This is a genomic window from Burkholderia sp. AW33-5 (assembly GCF_053427615.1).
Genome location: NZ_JBSAXA010000026.1, coordinates 56,456 through 75,067, shown reverse-complemented (window position 1 = coordinate 75,067; position 18,612 = coordinate 56,456). Strand labels below are relative to the sequence as shown.

The window sequence follows — 18,612 nt, the reverse complement described above, 5'->3', positions numbered from 1 at the left end:
TGTGGCGGATTCCACTATAGATCGCCAATGCTGAGCCAAAAATGGCCAATAATCCCTCCACCTTCAGCGGCAACATATCGTCATTGAAGGACGGGGGCAGACCATGATTTCCACGCATTTGCTGTTGATTTATCTCGCCGCGCTGGCGGCCATCTACGCGGTGCCCGGGCCCGACATGGCGCTCGTGCTGCAGACCAGCATCGGCCGCGGCGTGCGCCCGGGCATGGCGGCGGCCGCCGGCCTTTCGCTGTCCCGCACCGCGCACGTGACGCTCTCCGCATGCGGCGTCGCGGCGCTGATCCGCAGTGCGCCTTGGCTGTACGAAGCGATCCGTTACGGCGGCGCGCTTTATCTCGCGTACGTCGCGATCCAGGTGTTCCGCTCGCCGGTGTTCGCACTCGGCGACGGCGACGAGGCGGCCCCGGACGAACTGCGGCAGTCCTTCTTCAAGGGGCTGCTGACGAACCTGCTGAATCCGAAGGCGCTGCTGTTCTGCTCGGTGCTGCTGCCGCAGTTCGTGCGGCCCGAGGCCGGGCCCGTCGTGTGGCAGATGTTCGAGCTCGGCGCGCTGCTGGTCGCGGCCGGCGTGTGCTTCGACCTCGCATGCGTGTTCGGCGCGTCGCGCATCGCAGCGTGGATGCGCGCGCATCCGCTCGCGCAGACGGTTCAGCGCTGGACGTTTTCCGCTGCGCTGATCGGGTTCGCGCTGCGGCTGTCGATGGATTGAGCCGATCGACGGAGGCCGCGTGCAATGCCGGCCTTCGTGCCCATGCCCCACCGCAGAAGGGCGTGCGCGCAAATCGTCTGACTGATCTAAACTCCCTTTAACTTCGCGCATTCGCGAACCGACTGACCGAACGGAACCGACTTCCGCCGGCTATGTCCGATTTCCTGGCTGTTCCGTGCAACGCGGTACCAAGGAGGGTCAGAACATGGCAAGGCATCTTCACGCCGACCGTGAACCCCGAATCGTCCCCGAGTCCAAGTGCCTCGGCCCGTGCGATCCGGCAGAACGCATCCACGTCACGATCATGTTGCGGCGGCAGGAAGAAGGGCAACTCGATACGTTGGTCCACCAGCTCGCCACCGGCGACGCACAGGCGAAACCGCTGTCGCGCGAAGCCTTCGCGCAGCGTTTCTCCGCCCATTCCGACGACATCCGCAAGACCGAGGACTTCGCGCGTCGTCATCAGTTGACGGTCGATCGCGTCGACCCGGTCGAAAGCGTCGTCGTGCTGTCGGGCACGATCCAGCAGTTCGAAGCGGCATTCAGCGTGAAGCTCGAGCGTTTCGAGCATCGTTCGATCGGTCAGTATCGCGGCCGCTCGGGCCCGATCGCGCTGCCGGACGAGCTCGGCGACGCCGTCACGGCCGTGCTCGGCCTCGACAGCCGCCCGCAGGCGCGGCCGCACTTCCGGCTGCGTCCGCCGTTCAGGCCGGCGCGCGGCGCCACGAGCGTCACGTTTACGCCGATCCAGCTCGCGTCGCTGTACGGTTTTCCGGCCGGCGACGGCGCCGGGCAGTGCATCGCGATCGTCGAACTCGGCGGCGGCTATCGCGCGGCCGATATCCAGCAGTATTTCCGCGGGCTCGGCATCGACACGCCGCCGACGCTCGTTGACGTCAACGTCGGCACCGGCCGCAACGCGCCGACCGGCGACGCGAATGGCCCGGACGGTGAAGTCGCGCTCGACATCGAGATCGCCGGAGCGATCGCGCCGGCCGCGAAGATCGCGGTCTATTTCGCGCCGAACAGCGACGCGGGCTTCATCCAGGCCGTCAACGCGGCCGTCACCGACAAGACCAACAGGCCGTCGGTGATTTCGATCAGCTGGGGCGGGCCGGAAGCGATCTGGCAGGCGCAGTCGGCGCAGGCGTTCAACCGTGTGTTGCAGGCGGCCGCCGCGCAGGGCATCACCGTGTGCGCGGCGTCGGGCGACAGCGGCTCGGGCGACGGGTTGCAGGACGGCACCGATCACGTCGACTTCCCCGCATCGAGCCCGTACGTGCTCGGCTGCGGCGGCACGCAGCTCGATGCGCTGCCCGGGCAGGGCATCCGCGGCGAGGTCACGTGGAACGACGAGGCGTCCGGTGGCGGCGCGGGCGGCGGCGGCGTCAGCACGCTGTTCGACCTGCCGGCATGGCAGCAAGGATTGAAGGTTGCGCTCGCCGACGGCAGCAGCATGCCGCTCGCGAAGCGCGGCGTGCCGGACGTCGCCGGCGATGCATCGCCGCAGACGGGCTACGAGGTGTCGATCGCCGGCACGCCCGCGGTGATGGGCGGCACGAGCGCGGTCGCGCCGTTGTGGGCCGCGCTGATCGCACGGATCAACGCGGCGGCAGGCGCATCGGCCGGCTGGATCAATCCGGCGCTGTACAAGAATCCGGGCGCGCTGCGCGACATCACCAAAGGCTCGAACGGCACGTATGCAGCCGCGTCCGGCTGGGATGCATGCACGGGCCTCGGCAGCCCCGACGGCGCGAAACTCGCGGCAATTCTCGCGCGCAAGCCGTCGAGCTGATACGCCGGCACAGGCCTTTTCACGCGACGCGGGTTTCCTGCCCGCGTCTTTTTTCACCTCCAGGAGCAGCACGATGGGCATCGATTCCGCATCCTCCGGCGGCGTGTATCCGCTGCATCACGGCGACCACAATTCGCATGGCGTGCCGCCGACCATCAATCCGGTCGCGCTGAGCCACGGCCGCGACCAGCCGTTCTTCGATCCGGTCGCGTACGGCAACGGCCCCGACGACTCGGTCACAGACACCACCGAAGCCGCCGCGATCACGCACCATACGATCCTGATCGACGGCAAGCGCATCGCGTACACGGCGACGGTCGGCCATCTCGTGACGGTCGACCCGAGCAGTTCGCTGCCGGCCGCGAAGATCTTCTACGTCGCGTTCACGGCCGACGGCGCGAAGGAGGAAACGCGGCCCGTCACGTTCTTCTACAACGGCGGGCCCGGGTCGTCGTCGGTGTTCGTGCTGCTCGGCTCGTTCGCGCCGAAACGCATCAAGACCTCGATGCCGGGATTCACGCCGCCCGCGCCGTACCAGATGGAAGACAATCCGGACAGCATGATCGACCACAGCGACCTGGTGTTCATCAACCCGGTCGGCACCGGCTATTCGGCGGCGGTCGCGCCGAACAAGAACCGCAATTTCTGGGGCGTCGACCAGGATGCGAATTCGCTGAAGCAGTTCATCAAGCGCTACCTGACGAAGAACAACCGTTGGAATTCGCCGAAATACCTGTTCGGCGAGTCGTACGGCACCGCGCGCAGCTGCGTGCTCGCGTACAAGCTGCACGAGGACGGCGTCGACCTGAACGGCGTCACGCTGCAGTCGTCGATCCTCGACTACCGGCAGGCCGGCAACCCGGTCGGCGCGCTGCCGACCGCCGCGGCCGACGCGTGGTATCACAAGAAGCTCGGCGTCACGCCCGCGCCGACCGATCTCGGCACGTTCGTCGAGGAAGTCGCGCAGTTCGCGCGTACCGATTACCTGACCGCACTGCGCAACGTGCCGCATGCCGATCCGGCCGCCGTGCGGAAGCTGGCGGGCTACACGGGCATCGACACCGCGACGCTGCAGACCTGGGGGCTCGACATCGCGGGCTACGACGCGCGTGGCAATTCGCTGTTCCTGACGACGTTGCTGCACGCGCAGGGGCTGGCGCTCGGGTCGTACGACGGCCGCGTGACTGGAATCTCGTCGGGCATCGCCGGCAAGATCGATCCGAACTCGGGCGGCAACGATCCGACGATGACGGCCGTGACCGGCGTCTACACGGCGATGTGGAACAGCTACCTGAACGAGCAGTTGAAGTTCACGTCGAATTCCGCGTTCACGGACCTGAACGACCAGGCGTTCCAGAACTGGGACTTCAGCCACATCGATCCGACCGGCGCGCAGCAGGGCATCGATGCGAAGGGGAACGTGATTCTCTATACGGCCGGCGACCTCGCCGCGGTGATGGCGCTGAACGTCGACCTGAAGGTGCTGTCGGCGAACGGCCTCTACGATTTCGTCACGCCGTTCTACCAGACCGTGATCGACCTGCAGCAGATGCCGCTCGAGGATCAGAAGGTGCGGCAGAACCTGTCCGCGCGCTTTTATCCGTCGGGGCACATGGTGTATCTCGACGGCGGTTCGCGCACCGCGCTCAAGCGCGATCTCGCGACGATGTACGACGCGACGGTCAGCGATACGGGCGCGCGGATGCGGATTCGCGCATTGCAGGCGAAGAAGACGGGCGGGCACGCGTAGCGTCGCCCGTCGTGCATGTGCCGCGCGTAACCGCCAGGTTCGCGCGGCACGGCATGGTGCGGCGGCGACGGGGCCCGGCTTATGCGGCCGGCCAGTCGAACGGCGTGTACGGCAGCGCGCGCTTGTGGCGCGAGCCGTCGTAGAAGCGCAGCACTGTTTCGTACACGCTGTCGGCCACGGTTTTGCCTTCGAGGAAATCGTCGATCTCGTCGTAGGTGACGCCATACGCGTGCTCGTCGGGGCGCAGCGGACGCAGTTCCTCGAGGTCGGCCGTCGGCACCTTCATCACGATCAGTTCGTCGCCGCCCAGCGCGCGGGCGATCGCGCGCACGCGGCGCTTGCTCAGGCCGGCGAGCGGCAGCACGTCCGCGCCGCCGTCGCCGAATTTCGTGAAGAAACCCATCAGCGATTCGGCCGCGTGGTCGGTGCCGATCACGATGCCGCGCCGCGCGCCGGCGACCGCATACTGCGCGATCATGCGCTCGCGTGCCTTGATGTTGCCGTGCACGAAATCCTGCTGTGCCGGGTTTTCGAACGCGTGGCCGGAGGCGACGAGCGATGCGAGCATCGCGTCGGCGGCCGGCTTCACGTCGACCGTGAACGTCTCGTCCGCGCGCACGAACGCGAGCGCGCGCTGTGCATCGGCTTCGTCGTTCTGCACGCCGTTCGGCAAGCGCATCGCGATGAAGCGGGCGTCGTAGCCGTCGGCGCGCAGCCGTTCGACCGCCAGCTGCGCGAGCCGCCCGGCCGTCGACGAATCGACGCCGCCGCTGATGCCGAGCACGTAGGTCCGCAAGCCGGTCGAACGAAGGTACTGCGCGAGGAAGTCGACGCGGCGGGCGATTTCGGCATCGACGTCGAATTGCGGGGCGACGTTCAGTTCGGCAATGATCGCGCGTTGGCGGCTGGCGTAATCGGCGGATGTCATGGAGGGTGGTTCCGGAACGAAATGCAAGGCGCTCATCATAAGCGCAATTGCGGCCCGACGCCGCGCCGGGCATGCGATCCGGCGGCCGCGCGTTGCATCGGCGAGACGCGCTGCATCGTCATGGGGCAGCGCGCGGGGCGGCAGGCTCCGGCGTGCACGCGGATGCCTCGTTTCGATGCATGAAAGGGGCGCGGTGAGGATGCGCTCTGCTTCCGCTCGCCCGCGTCAGCGCCGCGCGAGCACGACGCCCACCAGCGCGAGCCCGAAGCCGGCGAGCTGGACGGCCGCGAGCGTTTCGCCGAACAGCAAGTAGCCCTGCAGTGCGGCAAGCGGCGGCGCGAGGAACAGCAACGACGTCGCGCGCGCGGCGTTGCCGCGCCGCAGCATCCACATCAGCATCGTGACCGCGCCGCCGGACAGGAACACGACGCCCCACACGAGCGAGATCCACAGCGCCGGCGCGCCGATCCAGCGCGTTTCGTGCAGCAGCACGACGAAGACCGCCGCGACGATCGCCGCGCCCAGGTTCTGCACGGCGACGGCCGTGCGCAGGTCGTTCTGCGCCAGCTTGCCCTTCTGATACAGCGAGCCGGCGGTGATCGAGCCGACCGACAGGATCGACACGGCCACGACGAACCACGCGGGTGCGGCGCCCGGCGGCGGCGCGACGCCGCCCGCCACTTTCGGCGCGAGCACGAGCGCGACGCCGGCGAGGCCGAGCGCCATCCCGAGCCAGCCGCGCGCGGGCAGGCGCTCATTGAACAGCGGCACCGCGAGCACGGCGGTGGCGAGCGGCTGCAGCGCGCCGAGCAACGCCATCACGCCCGCGTTCAGCCCCTGCGCGACGGCCCAGTAGCTGGCGCCGAGATAGATGCCTTGCAGCAGCGCGCCCGCGATCAGGTGGCGCGGCCATTCGCGGCGGGCCGGCCACGGCGCGCGCGCGGCGAGCGCCACCGCGCCGAACAGCACGGCCGTGCCGGCGAAACGCGCGAGCAGGAACAGGTTCGGATCGGCGTACGGCTTGATTGCCCGGGCGACGATGAAGCCGGTGGACCACAACGCGACGAAAGCCGCGGCGACGAGCGAGTTGAACATGCATGGCGGGCCGCGATACGGCCGGACGAATCGTGAAGTCGGCCAGTATCGGCGGAACCGGAGCCGCCGTCTTGTCGGATTCTGCATTCGCCCGTGGCGCGTGCGCGGCGGCCATTCCGTTACCGGCCGGCCAGATGAAGGTGCTGCGGCATGAAAGCGCGCCGTGGCGCGTGGAAAGGACGGGAGGATCAGTCGAGCGAGAACGTGTCGAGCGGCTGGTTCGCGCGTGCGTCGGTCGCGAAGCGCGCGGCGAGCTGTTCGTACAGCCGGCGCGCCTCGTCGAGCGTCAGGTCGATCCAGTACGGATCGCCCGCGCCGTCGTTGAGTCGTTCTGGCGAAAACTGGATTTCGAGCACACTGCCTTTGCGATACATTGCGCAAGCCCCTTGATGGTCTGTCGTTCGGCGAAGCGCAGAGTGTAGCAACCGCTTGCCGTGCCGATTCGCGCGCATCGGGCAATACAGAATTTCGCTTTCGTGAAACGCGCCGACCGCCAGCCGCGCCGCCGTCAAATGGCGGTCAAACGGCCGTAATACAATGGTCGGCTTACCCATTACCAGTCGCCTCGGGCGCATTGCGATGCTGGCGGAACAACGTCATCAATACATTCTGTCGGAGCTCGGACGATCGGGCGCGCTGTCGGTTGCCGAACTCGTGCGCTCGCTCGACGTGTCGCGCGAGACGATCCGGCGCGACCTGAATGCGCTCGCGGCGCGCGGCCTGCTCGTGATGACGCACGGCGGCGCGCTGGCGGCGGACCGCCGCGAGCCGAGCCTGTCCGAACGTGAAGCGGCGAACGCCGAAGCGAAGCGCACGATCGGGCGACGCGCGGCCGAATTCGTGCCCGACGACGCATCGGTGCTGATCGACTCGGGCAGCACGCCGCATGCGGTCGCGCTCGCGCTGGCCGACCGGCACCGGCTGTCGATCTACACGAACGACTGGCGCACGGCATTCGTGCTCGCGCGGCGCAACGGCAATCGCGTGACGCTGCTCGGCGGCGAACTGTCCGACGACGAGGACGCGACGTTCGGGCTCGATACGATCCAGCAGCTCGCGCAATACCATGTCGATTTCGCGTTCGTCGGCGCGGGCGGCATCACGTCGGACGGCGACTGCACCGACTATTCGCGGCTCGCCGCCGAAGTGCGCAGCCGGATGATCGCGGCGGCCGGCACGGCGATCATCGTCGCCGACCATTCGAAGTTCGGCCGCGTGACGCCGGTGCGGATCAACGGCACATCGGCCGCGCGCTACCTCGTCACCGAGCGCGCGCCGGACAAGGCCGTGCGCCGCGCGCTGACCGCACGCGGCATCGAGCTGCTCGTGTGCGACTGACGCGGGTCCGACATACAAGGTTCATCGAACCGTCATCGCGCGGGAAGAACCACCGTCAACACTGACTCATTCATCTCGACCGGCCCGTCCGGCAGGAGCAACGAATGACCGTCAGCGTACGCAGTTATCTTTCCCCGACCCTCGTCCTGCTTGCCTTCGACTGGCCCGATGCGGCGTCGCGCACGGACTTCCTCGGCTTCGCGATCCGGCGCACGCCGGGCTTCTGGTCGGCCGACGGCAAGACGCGGGCGCCGAACAGCTGGCTACCGAATCGGCTCACGTTCGACGGCCCGGCCGCCGACACGCAGGGCGATGCACCGACCGACCAGGCGCCGATCCAGAAATTCATGTGGTGGGACGCGCGCATCGATTCGCAGGACCGCGATGCGTCGTTCCGCTATGACGTCTTTCCTGTCGTCGGCACGCCGGAGCACCTGCAGGTGCTCGATGCGGAGGCCGGCGTGTGCGATGTCGTGCTGCCCGCGCACGTCGTGGACGGTGTCGGCACGTGGTTCAACCGTGCGGTCGTCAGCTCGCAGGCGTTCGCGAAGCAGGTCGCGGCGCTGGGTCTCGCGCCGGATGCGGCGCCGAGCGCGGACCAGGCACTGAAGCTGCGCGCGTGGCTCGCGAACGACATGGAGCAGGTGTTCGCGGCGATGCTCGACCCCGCGTCGCGCGCGGTGTCGGCCGTCTATCACCTGACGGACACGCTGTGGGCGCTGCCCGCTTTCGAGGCGTTCGGACGGCGGCACGGCGAAGCGTCGCTCGCGATCGTCTACGACGCGCACACGACCGCGCGCAAGGGCAAGCCGCCGCTGCCGTCGCCGAACCAGCCGGCCGTCGACGCGCTGCAGGGCCTCGCGACGCTCGCGCCGCGCGATCGGACGCACATCATGCACGACAAGTTCATCGTGACCGACGCACCGGCAAATGCGGCAACCGCGGTGACGCCCGCGCGCGTGCTGACCGGCTCCGCGAACTTCACGACCGAAGGGCTGACGGAGCAGGCGAACGTGCTGCACGCATTCGATTCGCCGGCGCTCGCGGCGCTGTACAACGCGCGTGCGCAGGCGCTGGCCGCGAATCCGCCGATCGCGGAGACGGCGAAGTTGTCGGCGGGCTGGTCGGCGCCGATGACGATCGGCAGCGCGCAGGTGCGCGTCGCGTTTTCGCCGGAGCCGGCGGGGCAGCGCACCGAGATCGATACGATCGTCGCCGCGATCGCGGCCGCGAAGCATTCGGTGTCGTTCTGCCTGTTCATGCCGACCGACGCTGCGCTGCGCGACGCATGCTTCGCAGCCGGCGATCGTGGTCTGATGATGTTCGGCCTGGTGAACCGCATCAACGTCGGCAGCGCGACGAAGGCCGATGCCGCGCAGCACGACGGGCAGTCGCTCGATGCGGCGACGCTCGCGAACCTCGAGCTTTATCATCGCCAGCGCGATCGGCGCGACGTGATCGATGCCGCGTATTTTTCGCCGGCGACGGTGCCGAAGGGTTTCGAGCCGGAGCTGCGCCTCTTTCCGGGCGAGCCGGCGCCGGCGTATCCGCCGGTCGTGATCCACCACAAGTTCATCGTGATCGATGCGGAAGGCGCGAACCCGATCGTCTACACGGGCTCGGCGAACATGAGCCGCAACTCCGAGCAGTACAACGACGAGAACCTGCTCGAGATTCGCGACACGCGGATCGCGGCGATCTATCTCGCGGAATTCCTGCGGCTCTACGAGCACTACCGCGCGCGGGCGCTGTCGATCGAGACGAAACGGCATGGCGCCGGTGCGCATCGGCAACTCGCGCTCGCACCGGATTCGAGCTGGGCGAAGAAGTATTACGTGGCGGGAAGCCCGGAAGAGAAGGCGCGGATCGCGCTGGCGTCGGCCGTGCCGACGGACTCGCCCGCGACGCACGCGCGGCGTGAGGCGGCCTGAAGGAGCGTGCCGCGTGCGTCCGGCTCATGCCGGTTGCACGCGGCAGGGCGACGTTCGGGAGGTGTGCCGGACGGCGAGTGGCGTGATCGTCAGCCGGCCTTCGGGCGGAATCGCGCGGTGCGCCTACGCGGCGACGTAGCGCAGCACGGAGTCGGTGATCGTCTCGCGATGTCGCGCGCGCAGCCGCGGCGCCGACGGGTCGCGGCCGAACGCGGCGCCGAACGTATAGCGGTTCGACACGCGGTGGAAGCAGAACGAGCTGATCAGCAGATGCAGGTCGAACGCGTCGATGTCCTTGCGGAAGGCGCCGCTCGCCGCACCGCGCTCGAGCAGTTCCTCGAGCGTCTTGATGATGCTGACGTTGCGGTTCTTGAACGACTTCAGCTGCTCGAGATACTTCGCGCCGTGGATGTTCTCGATCGACACGAGGCGGACGAAGTCGCGATGCTTGTCGTGATAGTCGAACGTGAATTCGACGAGCCGGCGCATGCCTTCGCGCGGCTCCATGTCGCCGACGTGCAGTTCCTGCTCGAGCGCGCGGATGTCGCCGTACACCTTCTCCAGCACGGCCTCGTACAGGCCTTCCTTGCTTTCGAAGTAGTAGTAGAGCATCCGCTTCGTCGTGTTCGTGCGCTCGGCGATCGCGTCGACGCGCGCACCGGCGAGGCCCATCGCGGAAAACTCCTGCGTGGCGACGTCGAGGATGTTGCGCTTGGTTTGCTCGGGATCGTATTTGCGCCGCGCATCGGTCGCAAGCGCGCGGCTTTCGGACGTGGCGGCCTTGCTTCCAGCTTTCATGTGACTTTGTTGTGAGTTCGCGGCGGCATGAAGAAACCATTCTAGCATGCGGGAAATGCCCGCCCGGCCGACCTTTCGCTCTAATCGGCCGGGCGGTTTCGGCTGCTGACGCCGCTCAGCGCCGGCACGACGCGAGCGCGTCGCGGGCCTGGTACGCGGTGTACGTGAGCTGCGCGGCGGCGAGGCCCGCGAGCCCGAACGTGCGCGTGAGCCCGAACGCGGCGAAGCCTTCCGGCACGGGCCGCTCGCCGGCAAGCGCGGCGGCGAGCGCTTCGCCGGCGACGGTGGTGGGCGCCATCCCGTGACCGCCGAATGCGATCGCGTGCCACACGCCGTCCGCGTCGCGGCCGATCTGCGGCATCTTGTGCCGCGCGTAGCTCATCAGCCCGCCCCAGGCGTATTCGACCTTCACGCCTTCGAGCTGCGGATACACGCGCAGCAGGTCGCGTCGCAGCAGCCGCGCGATCGCGTCGGGGCCGCGGTCGAGCACCGAGATCCGGCCGCCCCACAGAATGCGCGTGTCCTTCAGCGGACGGTAGTAGTCGAACGCGAAACGCGTGTCGTAGATCGCGTACGGCGCGTCGATCGCGTCCGGCAGGCGCGTGCCGAGCGGTTCGGTCGCGATCACGTAAGTCGCGATCGGCAGCACCGCGCGCTCGATGCGCGGCGACACGCCGCGCGCGTAACCGCCGCCGGCGAACACGACGTCCTTCGCGCGCACCGTGCCCTGCGCCGTGCGCACGACATAGCCGGCACCTTCGCGCGCGATGCCGAGCGCGGCCGAGCGTTCGTACACGCGCGCGCCGCCGCGCGATGCGGCCGCCGCGACGCCGAGCACGTACTTGAGCGGATGGAAGTGGAACGCGTTCGGCTCGAACAGGCCGCCGTAATAGCGCTGCGTCTTCAGCCGCGCGCGCAGCGCGTCGGTCGCGACCGGTTCCCAGTCGACGTTGAATTCCTGCTTCATCAGCGTGCGCACGCCGTCGAGCCGCGATGGATCGTCGAACCAGTTCGCGAGCATCACGCCCTCGTCGACGATGTCGCAGTCGATTCCGTAGCGGGCGATCCGCGCGCGGATCAGGTCGACGGCATCGACGGTGAGCCGGTACAGGCGGCGGCCTTCGTCGCGGCCGAGCGTGCGCAGCAGGTCCGCGTTGTCGAGGCTGTAGCCGCCGAACACGAAGCCGCCGTTGCGGCCCGATGCGCCGAAGCCGACCCGCTCGCCGTCGAGCACGACGACGTCCCGCACGCCGCGCTCGACGAGGCCGAGCGCCGTGCACAGGCCGGCGAGGCCGCCGCCGACGATGCAGACGTGCGTGTCGATCGTGCCGGTCAGTTGCGGGTAGGGCTGGCGGGTAACGGTGGCTTCGTAGAAGTTCTGCATGCGTTTTCGGTGATTCGTAACGGCGGAAAAACGGACGGCGCGCGTCGATCTTGCCTGAACGCGCGCGCCGCGTCGAATGGGGTTTTCAGTGCAACGGCCGCGCCGATCGGGCGGCGGCCGTTGCGCGACCGGGCGTCAGGCGCCCGGCGTCGGGTTGGCCGGGGCGGCGACGTAGGCCGGATAGCCGGCATCGGCCTTTACCGTCGCCTCGGTCGGCGCGTTGCGCTCGATCCACGGCGCGATCTCCATGTCCTCGTAGCGGACGAGGCGGCATTTGCGCACCAGCGCGTAGCCGAGCCAGATCGCGAGGAAGAACGGCAGGCCGATGTAGGTCGCGGCGATGCCGGCCCAGTCGATCTTGTCGGCGAGGAACGCCTGGTAGTCCTGGCCGAGCGCGACGATGGCGCACAACGCGAATGCGAACAGCGGGCCGAACGGAAACCACTTCGACCGGTATGGCAACTGGTCGAGCCGAAAGCCCTGCTTCAGGAAGCCCTTGCGGAACCGGTAATGGCTGACCGCGATGCCGAGCCACGTGATGAAACCGGCCATGCCCGACGTGTTCAGCAGCCACAGGTACACCGTCTTGTCGCCATACAGCGACGTGAGGAAGCACAGCGCGCCGACGGCGGTCGTCGCGTACAGCGCGTTGCGCGGCACGCCGCCCGGCGACAGCTTCGCGAACAGCTTCGGCGCGCGGCCTTCGACCGCGAGGTTGTAGAGCATCCGCGTCGATGCGTACATGCCCGAGTTGCCGGCCGACAGCACGGCCGTCAGGATCACCGCGTTCATCACGCCGGCCGCGAACGCGAGGCCCGCATGGCGGAACACGAGCGTGAACGGGCTTACGCCGACGTCGGTCACGTCGCTCTTCAGCAGGCTCGGGTCCGTGTACGGAATCAGCACGCCGATCACGAAGATCGCGAACACGTAGAACAGCAGGATCCGCCAGAAGATCTGGCTGACCGCGCGCGGGATCGTCGTGCGCGGGTTCTCCGATTCGCCGGCCGCGACGCCGATCATTTCGGTGCCCTGGAACGAGAAGCCCGCGATCATCGCGACGCCGAGCATCGTTGCCCAACCGCCCGCGAAGGGCGCGTCGCCGATCGTGAAGTTGCCCCAGCCCGCGCTCGGGCCGCCTTGCATGATCCCGAAGATCATCAACAGGCCGATGCCGACGAACGCGACCACCGTCAGCACCTTGATCAGCGCGAACCAGTATTCGGCTTCGCCGAAACCGCGTACCGACAGCGCGTTGAGCGCGAAGATCAGCGTGAGGAAGATCGCGCTCCACCAGACGCCCGGCACGTGCGGAAACCAGTAGTGCATCACGAGCTGCGCGGCGACGAGTTCGACCGCGAGCGTCACGGCCCAGCTGTACCAGTAATTCCAGCCGAGCGCGAAACCGAAGCCCTCGTCGACGAATTTCGCGCCGTAGGTCGCGAACGAGCCCGACACCGGCATGAACGCGGCCATTTCGCCGAGGCTCGTCATCAGGAAGTAGACCATCAGGCCGATCAGCATGTACGCGAGCATCGCGCCGCCGGGGCCGGCCTGCGAGATCGACGCGCCGGACGCGACGAACAGGCCCGTGCCGATCGAGCCGCCGATCGCGATCATCCGCAGATGACGCGCCTGCAGCGCGCGGTGGAGGGACGGCTTCGCGGGCGGCGAGCCGGACGGACGGGGCGAGTCGGGGCGGGCATCTGAATGCATGGCGGGTGCTGGGCGCTGTCTCCGGGATTGTTTTTTGGTGACGAAGGGCGACGCGTCGGCGGCCGGCCGGCGGTCGGCGGCACTGCTTCGCGGGCATGGTCCGGATCCACCGGATCGACCGGATTTACCGGTGCAGCGGTGCGCGACGCGTGTCGTCTTCGTCTGTCGTCCGGCTGCCGCTGGGCGGCCGTCGGCGCGCCGGGTGCCGTGCACCTCGTCGACGCCGCACCGATTGTGTGTGCCGGCCGCATGCGCGGCAAACGATATTTCCGCACAGGGTGATGCGGCTTTGTCATCAACTTGTCGCGCGGCGCAATCGGGTCGGGCGGCCCGGCCATCGGCCCTGGATACGTCCCATGCCGGCGTCGAAACGGGCGGATCAGTCCTGCCGAGGTGTTGCGTTTTGGGAATGAAGTCGTGAGTTAATATCAATAGCGGCCCGACTTGTGGCCATCGACAATGTGTCTCATGGATCGTGCCTCGCGAGGCCGGGGCGTGCCGTCGGGCCGGGTTTCCGGCGGCGGCGCCGCGCGATGCGCCAGGCGGCGCACCGGGCCCGCCTGGCGCATCCGCTTGCACACGGCGCGCGAACGCGCTCCAATCGAATCACGCGGGCGGCGTCGCCGCCGCACCGATCAATCTGTCCCTGAAGAGGAAGTGATGCAATTCAACGACATTCTTGCTGCGCTCGACATCGATCTCGCCCAGTGGAAAGGCAATGCGCTGACCGCGCGTTCGCCGCTCGACGGCGCGACGCTCGCGACGCTGGCGGTGGACTCGCCGGCCGACGCCGAGCGCAAGATCGACGCCGCGCACGACGCATTCCTCAAGTGGCGCACGGTGCCGGCGCCGGTGCGCGGCGAGCTCGTGCGCGTGTTCGGCAACGTGCTGCGCGAGCACAAGGCCGAGCTCGGCCGCCTCGTCACGCTCGAAGCCGGCAAGATCACGTCGGAAGGGCTCGGCGAAGTGCAGGAAATGATCGACATCTGCGACTTCGCGGTCGGCCTGTCGCGTCAGCTTTACGGTCTGACCATCGCGTCCGAGCGCCCGGGTCACCGGATGATGGAGACGTGGCACCCGATCGGCGTGTGCGGCGTGATCTCGGCGTTCAACTTCCCGGTCGCGGTGTGGGCGTGGAATGCCGCGCTCGCGTTCGTGTGCGGCGATCCGGTCGTGTGGAAGCCGTCGGAAAAGACGCCGCTCACCGCGATCGCATGTCACCAGCTGCTCGCCAAGGCGCTGCGCGAATTCGACAAGACGCATCCGGGCGTCGCGCCGGAAGGCCTGAGCCAGCTCGTGCTCGGCATGCGCGACGTCGGCGAGGTGCTGACGTCGTCGAAGAAGGTGCCGGTCATCAGCGCGACCGGCAGCGTGCGGATGGGCACGGAAGTCGCGAAGGTGCTGAGCCAGCGTCTCGCGCGCGGCATCCTCGAACTCGGCGGCAACAACGGGATGATCGTCGCGCCGAGCGCCGACCTCGACCTCGTGGTGCGCGCCGTCACGTTCGCGGCGGTCGGCACGGCCGGCCAGCGTTGCACGACGCTGCGCCGCCTGATCGTGCATCGCAGCGTCGTCGACCAGTTGCTGCCGCGCATCGAGAAGGCCTATGCGTCGGTGAAGGTCGGCAACCCGCTCGAGGAAGGCACGCTCGTCGGCCCGCTGGTCGACCGTGCGTCGTTCGACGCGATGCAGAAGGCGCTGGCCGACGCACGCGAGCAGGGCGGCGAAGTGAAGGGCGGCGAGCGCATCGATGTCGGTCACGCGGATGCGTACTACGTGCGTCCGGCCATCGTACGGATGCCGAAGCAATCGGCAGTGGTCGAGCGCGAGACGTTCGCGCCGATTCTCTACGTGATGGTCTACGACGACTTCGAAGACGCGATCGACGTGCACAACGCGGTGCCGCAGGGCCTGTCGTCGGCGATCTTCACGAACGACATGCGCGAGGCCGAGCAGTTCATGTCGGCGGCGGGCAGCGATTGCGGGATCGTCAACGTGAACATCGGCACGAGCGGCGCGGAGATCGGCGGCGCGTTCGGCGGCGAGAAGGAAACGGGCGGCGGCCGCGAGTCGGGTTCGGATGCGTGGAAGGCCTACATGCGCCGTGCGACGAACACGATCAACTACAGCCGTCAGTTGCCGTTGGCGCAGGGCGTGAAGTTCGACGTGTGACGCAGCGGCCCGTCAGGGCGCGTTGACGTTCGAATGACAAGGGCCGGTTGCCGCGAAAGCGGTAACCGGCCCTTGTCGTTTTCGGCGATGCCCGATCCGCGCCCGCCCGATCACGTATTCATTCGTGCCGGGTGGATCCGTCGACTGCCGGCATGTTCTGCACGACCAGCATCTGCGGCGTCGACAGCGTGATCTGCGACGCCCGCAACTGCTTCAGGATCTCGAACAGCAGGTCGCTCTTCGTCGCGCTCGCGATCCGCGGGCTCGCCACGTAGCCCGTGACGCTCAGCGTGATCCCGTCCGACGCCAGCTGGCTGAACGTGACCGACGGCGCCGGCTTGTCGAGAATCGCCGGATGCTCGCGATATGCATCGAGCAGCAGGTCGCGCACCTGCTCGGGGTCGGTGTTCAGCGGGAACGTCAGCATCAGCGTCGCGACGCCCTGCGTGCTGTTGCCCATCGTCACGTTGCGCACGTTCTGCGAGATCAGCTGCGAGTTCGGCACGATCACGGTCGAGCGGTCGCTGAGCTGGATCTCGGTCGCGCGCACGTTGATGCGGCGGATGTCGCCTTCGACGCCCGCGATGCTGACCATGTCGCCGACCTTCACCGGCCGCTCGGTCAGCAGGATCAGTCCCGACACGAAGTTCTTCACGATCTCCTGCAGGCCGAAACCGATACCGACCGACAGCGCGCTGACGATCCACGCGAGGTTGCTCCACTTGACGCCGAGCAGCCCCAGCGTCATCAGCACGAGCAGCACATAGCCGACGTTGGTGAACAACGTGATCAGCGACACGCGCATTCCCGCATCCATGCCGAGTGCCGGCATGAACTCGCTGTCGAGCCAGCGCCGCACCGAGCGCAGCAGGTAGAAGCCGATCGCGAACCCGATCACCGCGTTCATGATCCGGTCGGGCATGATGTTCAGGCTCTGCAGCCGCTGGCCGCCGATCATTGCGACCGCGCTGTCGAGCAGGTCGCTCGGCGTCGTGCCGAAACCGCCCGTCAGCAACGCGATCGCCGCGACCAGCATCAGCAGGCTCGTGCCGAGACCGGACACGACGGTGTGGGCCTGGTCGAGATGCCGGTCGTCGAGCGCGAACAGATGCTTGATCTGCTTGCCGGTCGACAGGTTCGCGGAGAACAGGCTTTCGCTCGCGTCGCGCGTCAGCTGCGTCATGATGTAGACGCTGCACAGCACGATCTCGAACCACACGAGCTCGTACGTGATGAAGCGTGCGACCGTGATGTAGCCGATCAGCAGCGCGCCGAGCGACACGACGATCGCCAGCGTGACGCCCGCATGGATCAGCCCCGCGAGCGTCGAGCGATCCTCGGGTGCCTCGCCGGATGCCGCGAGCGCGCTGCGGACGCGATTCGCGCGCAGGATCGACGCGCCGACGGTCAGCGCGACGACGAGCGAGACGATGCCGCGGCCGAACAGCGTGACGGACAGGCTGGTATCGACGATCCGGTTGATCGATTCGAGCGTGCCCGACATCAGCAGCAGCGCGGCCAGCACACCGGGGAACGGCCTCATCGCGAGCGCGACGGGATCGGCGAGCGCGGGCAGCCGCCACGACGGATGCTTCGTGCAAAGCAGCGCACGGCCGAGGCCGGCGATCAGCGCGCAGGTCACGGCGAGCTTCGCGAACTGGTCCCACAGGTCGGTCATCGACGACGTGAGCTCGGCATGGCGGGCGAGCGCGAGATAGAGGATCTGGACGGCGACCGCGGTCGCGAGCAGCGTCGAGAACGCCGTCGCCAGCGCCAGCGCACTGCGGCGCAGCCGCGTGGGCGGCAGGCGGTTCAGGCAGAACCACGCAAGCCCGCGTTCGACGATGCGGCGGCCGCCGAGCCAGGCCGCGAGCGCGGCGATCACCAGCAGCGTGGTGAGCGCGCGCTGGCCGGGTGTCCAGGACGAACGCAGCATGTCGCGCAGTTCGTCGTTGAAATCGTCGAGCCGCTGGACGTCGTCCGGCGACAGATGGAACAGCGGCAGCCAGAACTGCGCGCCGAAGATGCTGCCGGAACGGAACGCAAGCTGGTTCTTCAGCAAGCTGCGGTGCAGCTTCGAGAACTGGTCGTTCAGGTTCGCGAGGTTGGTCTTCTGGTCGGCGGCCTGCTTCAGCGCCGCGTCGATCTGCGCCTTGCGCGCGTTCAGCGTCGCCCGCTGCTGTGCGACGGCGGGCGTTTCGGGCGATGCGCCCGGGGCCGGCGGCGGGCCGAGCACGTCGAGCTGCGCCTGGACCTGCGTGCGCTGCGGCGCGAGCTGGCTCTGCAGCTTGTCGACGTCGGCGCTCAGTTCCTGGGTCGCGTCGCCGAGTTCGTCGAGCTCCTTGCTGTTGGTCGCGTTCGACGTCTGCTGCTTGATGCGGTCCTGCTGCACCTGCATCTGCTTGAGTTGCGCGACGGCGTCGCCGAGCGAAATCGTCGGCACGGGGACGCCGACGCCGCTCGCGCCCGGGGCGGACGCGGCCGTCGGAAATGCCGACACGGTCGCGATCGCCGCGAACTGCAGCAGTGCGAACAGCGCGATCCGGCGTGCGTACGTGGATAGTCGTTGTATGGACATGGAATGCTTACGTTTTGCCGACAATGGCGGGCGCCGCAAGGCGCCCGGAAGCCGGGAGTTGGCCCGGTAGCATGTTACCGGGGCATGGCGGCCGCGGCGCTGCCGATCGTGCATCTTGCCTGGCGCGTACCGTGATGCCCGCGCGGGCATGCGATGGCCCCGCGAGCCCTTGCCGGCGGGGCCGTGACGGGTTGCGTTCGCAGTCCGGCAGCGAAACGTCGCGACGCCGGCGAACCTTACAGATCCGACAGACGGTTACGCAATTTACACAATACCCGGCGCGAAAGTGGGGTGTCCGAACCGGTTCGCCACGCCGCGCGGCCCGCGCGGCGTGCCGGTACAATGCAGCGAATCGCCCGACGGCGGCCCGCTGGCCGCCGGACAACAAAACATACGACAC

At 68.1% G+C, this 18,612-nt stretch carries 13 protein-coding genes; 6 read left to right on the top strand and 7 right to left on the bottom strand.

All coding sequences use genetic code 11. The annotated features are described in order from the left end of the window. The first annotated feature begins 103 nt into the window (after positions 1-103). The 3 genes from ACV22V_RS28160 (at position 104) to ACV22V_RS28150 (ending at position 4,272) form a co-directional block, all read left to right on the top strand. A complete protein-coding gene (locus ACV22V_RS28160; RefSeq protein ID WP_059691636.1) occupies positions 104-727 on the top strand; it encodes a LysE family translocator in 624 nt (207 codons plus the stop codon). 205 nt (positions 728-932) lie between these two features. Continuing rightward, on the top strand, positions 933-2,522 hold the full coding sequence (locus tag ACV22V_RS28155) for a S53 family peptidase (RefSeq protein ID WP_448016141.1): 1,590 nt from the start codon (positions 933-935) through the stop codon (positions 2,520-2,522). Between the two features lie 73 nt (positions 2,523-2,595). After that, positions 2,596-4,272, top strand: coding sequence for a S10 family peptidase (locus ACV22V_RS28150; RefSeq protein WP_448016140.1), 1,677 nt, complete (start codon positions 2,596-2,598; stop codon positions 4,270-4,272). Positions 4,273-4,351: 79 nt separating this feature from the next. Here the strand turns inward: ACV22V_RS28150 and nadE are convergent, their stop codons facing one another. From nadE to ACV22V_RS28135, 3 genes are all read right to left on the bottom strand, one after another. Further along, positions 4,352-5,200: an ammonia-dependent NAD(+) synthetase gene (nadE, locus tag ACV22V_RS28145; protein WP_448016139.1), complete on the bottom strand. Its 849-nt coding sequence runs from the start codon at positions 5,198-5,200 to the stop codon at positions 4,352-4,354. Between the two features lie 225 nt (positions 5,201-5,425). Further along, positions 5,426-6,295: a DMT family transporter gene (locus ACV22V_RS28140; RefSeq protein ID WP_448016138.1), complete on the bottom strand. Its 870-nt coding sequence runs from the start codon at positions 6,293-6,295 to the stop codon at positions 5,426-5,428. 188 nt (positions 6,296-6,483) lie between these two features. Continuing rightward, entirely contained in the window at positions 6,484-6,669 is a 186-nt protein-coding gene (locus tag ACV22V_RS28135; RefSeq protein WP_006752380.1) for a hypothetical protein, read from the bottom strand. Positions 6,670-6,874: 205 nt separating this feature from the next. On the opposite strand from ACV22V_RS28135, the gene ACV22V_RS28130 reads away from it, so the two are divergent. Beyond that, on the top strand, positions 6,875-7,633 hold the full coding sequence (locus tag ACV22V_RS28130; protein ID WP_059532616.1) for a DeoR/GlpR family DNA-binding transcription regulator: 759 nt from the start codon (positions 6,875-6,877) through the stop codon (positions 7,631-7,633). 104 nt (positions 7,634-7,737) lie between these two features. Next, complete coding sequence (locus ACV22V_RS28125; protein ID WP_448016137.1) at positions 7,738-9,564, top strand: phospholipase D-like domain-containing protein; 1,827 nt, start codon at positions 7,738-7,740, stop codon at positions 9,562-9,564. 123 nt (positions 9,565-9,687) lie between these two features. Here ACV22V_RS28125 and ACV22V_RS28120 read toward each other — a convergent pair whose 3' ends face one another. From ACV22V_RS28120 to ACV22V_RS28110, 3 genes are all read right to left on the bottom strand, one after another. Next, entirely contained in the window at positions 9,688-10,362 is a 675-nt protein-coding gene (locus ACV22V_RS28120; protein WP_059464545.1) for a TetR family transcriptional regulator, read from the bottom strand. A 115-nt stretch (positions 10,363-10,477) separates the two neighbouring features. After that, complete coding sequence (locus ACV22V_RS28115; protein WP_448016136.1) at positions 10,478-11,746, bottom strand: NAD(P)/FAD-dependent oxidoreductase; 1,269 nt, start codon at positions 11,744-11,746, stop codon at positions 10,478-10,480. 135 nt (positions 11,747-11,881) lie between these two features. Further along, positions 11,882-13,462 (bottom strand): amino acid permease, encoded by a 1,581-nt coding sequence (locus ACV22V_RS28110; RefSeq protein WP_448016135.1) that lies wholly within the window; start codon positions 13,460-13,462, stop codon positions 11,882-11,884. Between the two features lie 660 nt (positions 13,463-14,122). Here ACV22V_RS28110 and amaB point away from each other — a divergent pair. Continuing rightward, a complete protein-coding gene (amaB, locus tag ACV22V_RS28105; protein ID WP_059532606.1) occupies positions 14,123-15,634 on the top strand; it encodes an L-piperidine-6-carboxylate dehydrogenase in 1,512 nt (503 codons plus the stop codon). Between the two features lie 118 nt (positions 15,635-15,752). Here the strand turns inward: amaB and ACV22V_RS28100 are convergent, their stop codons facing one another. Further along, positions 15,753-18,212 carry a DUF3772 domain-containing protein gene (locus ACV22V_RS28100; RefSeq protein WP_448016134.1) on the bottom strand — a complete coding sequence of 820 codons (2,460 nt, stop codon included), beginning with the start codon at positions 18,210-18,212 and terminating at the stop codon, positions 15,753-15,755. Positions 18,213-18,612: the final 400 nt, after the last annotated feature.

Excerpts from the sequence above, each read along its gene's own strand:
- ACV22V_RS28160 (WP_059691636.1), top strand. The coding sequence starts at position 104 with ATGATTTCCACGCATTTGCTGTTGATTTATCTCGCCGCGCTGGCGGCC.
- ACV22V_RS28155 (WP_448016141.1), top strand. The coding sequence starts at position 933 with ATGGCAAGGCATCTTCACGCCGACCGTGAACCCCGAATCGTCCCCGAG.
- ACV22V_RS28150 (WP_448016140.1), top strand. The coding sequence starts at position 2,596 with ATGGGCATCGATTCCGCATCCTCCGGCGGCGTGTATCCGCTGCATCAC.
- nadE (WP_448016139.1), bottom strand. The coding sequence starts at position 5,200 with ATGACATCCGCCGATTACGCCAGCCGCCAACGCGCGATCATTGCCGAA.
- ACV22V_RS28140 (WP_448016138.1), bottom strand. The coding sequence starts at position 6,295 with ATGTTCAACTCGCTCGTCGCCGCGGCTTTCGTCGCGTTGTGGTCCACC.
- ACV22V_RS28135 (WP_006752380.1), bottom strand. The coding sequence starts at position 6,669 with ATGTATCGCAAAGGCAGTGTGCTCGAAATCCAGTTTTCGCCAGAACGA.
- ACV22V_RS28130 (WP_059532616.1), top strand. The coding sequence starts at position 6,875 with ATGCTGGCGGAACAACGTCATCAATACATTCTGTCGGAGCTCGGACGA.
- ACV22V_RS28125 (WP_448016137.1), top strand. The coding sequence starts at position 7,738 with ATGACCGTCAGCGTACGCAGTTATCTTTCCCCGACCCTCGTCCTGCTT.
- ACV22V_RS28120 (WP_059464545.1), bottom strand. The coding sequence starts at position 10,362 with ATGAAAGCTGGAAGCAAGGCCGCCACGTCCGAAAGCCGCGCGCTTGCG.
- ACV22V_RS28115 (WP_448016136.1), bottom strand. The coding sequence starts at position 11,746 with ATGCAGAACTTCTACGAAGCCACCGTTACCCGCCAGCCCTACCCGCAA.
- ACV22V_RS28110 (WP_448016135.1), bottom strand. The coding sequence starts at position 13,462 with ATGCATTCAGATGCCCGCCCCGACTCGCCCCGTCCGTCCGGCTCGCCG.
- amaB (WP_059532606.1), top strand. The coding sequence starts at position 14,123 with ATGCAATTCAACGACATTCTTGCTGCGCTCGACATCGATCTCGCCCAG.
- ACV22V_RS28100 (WP_448016134.1), bottom strand. The coding sequence starts at position 18,212 with ATGTCCATACAACGACTATCCACGTACGCACGCCGGATCGCGCTGTTC.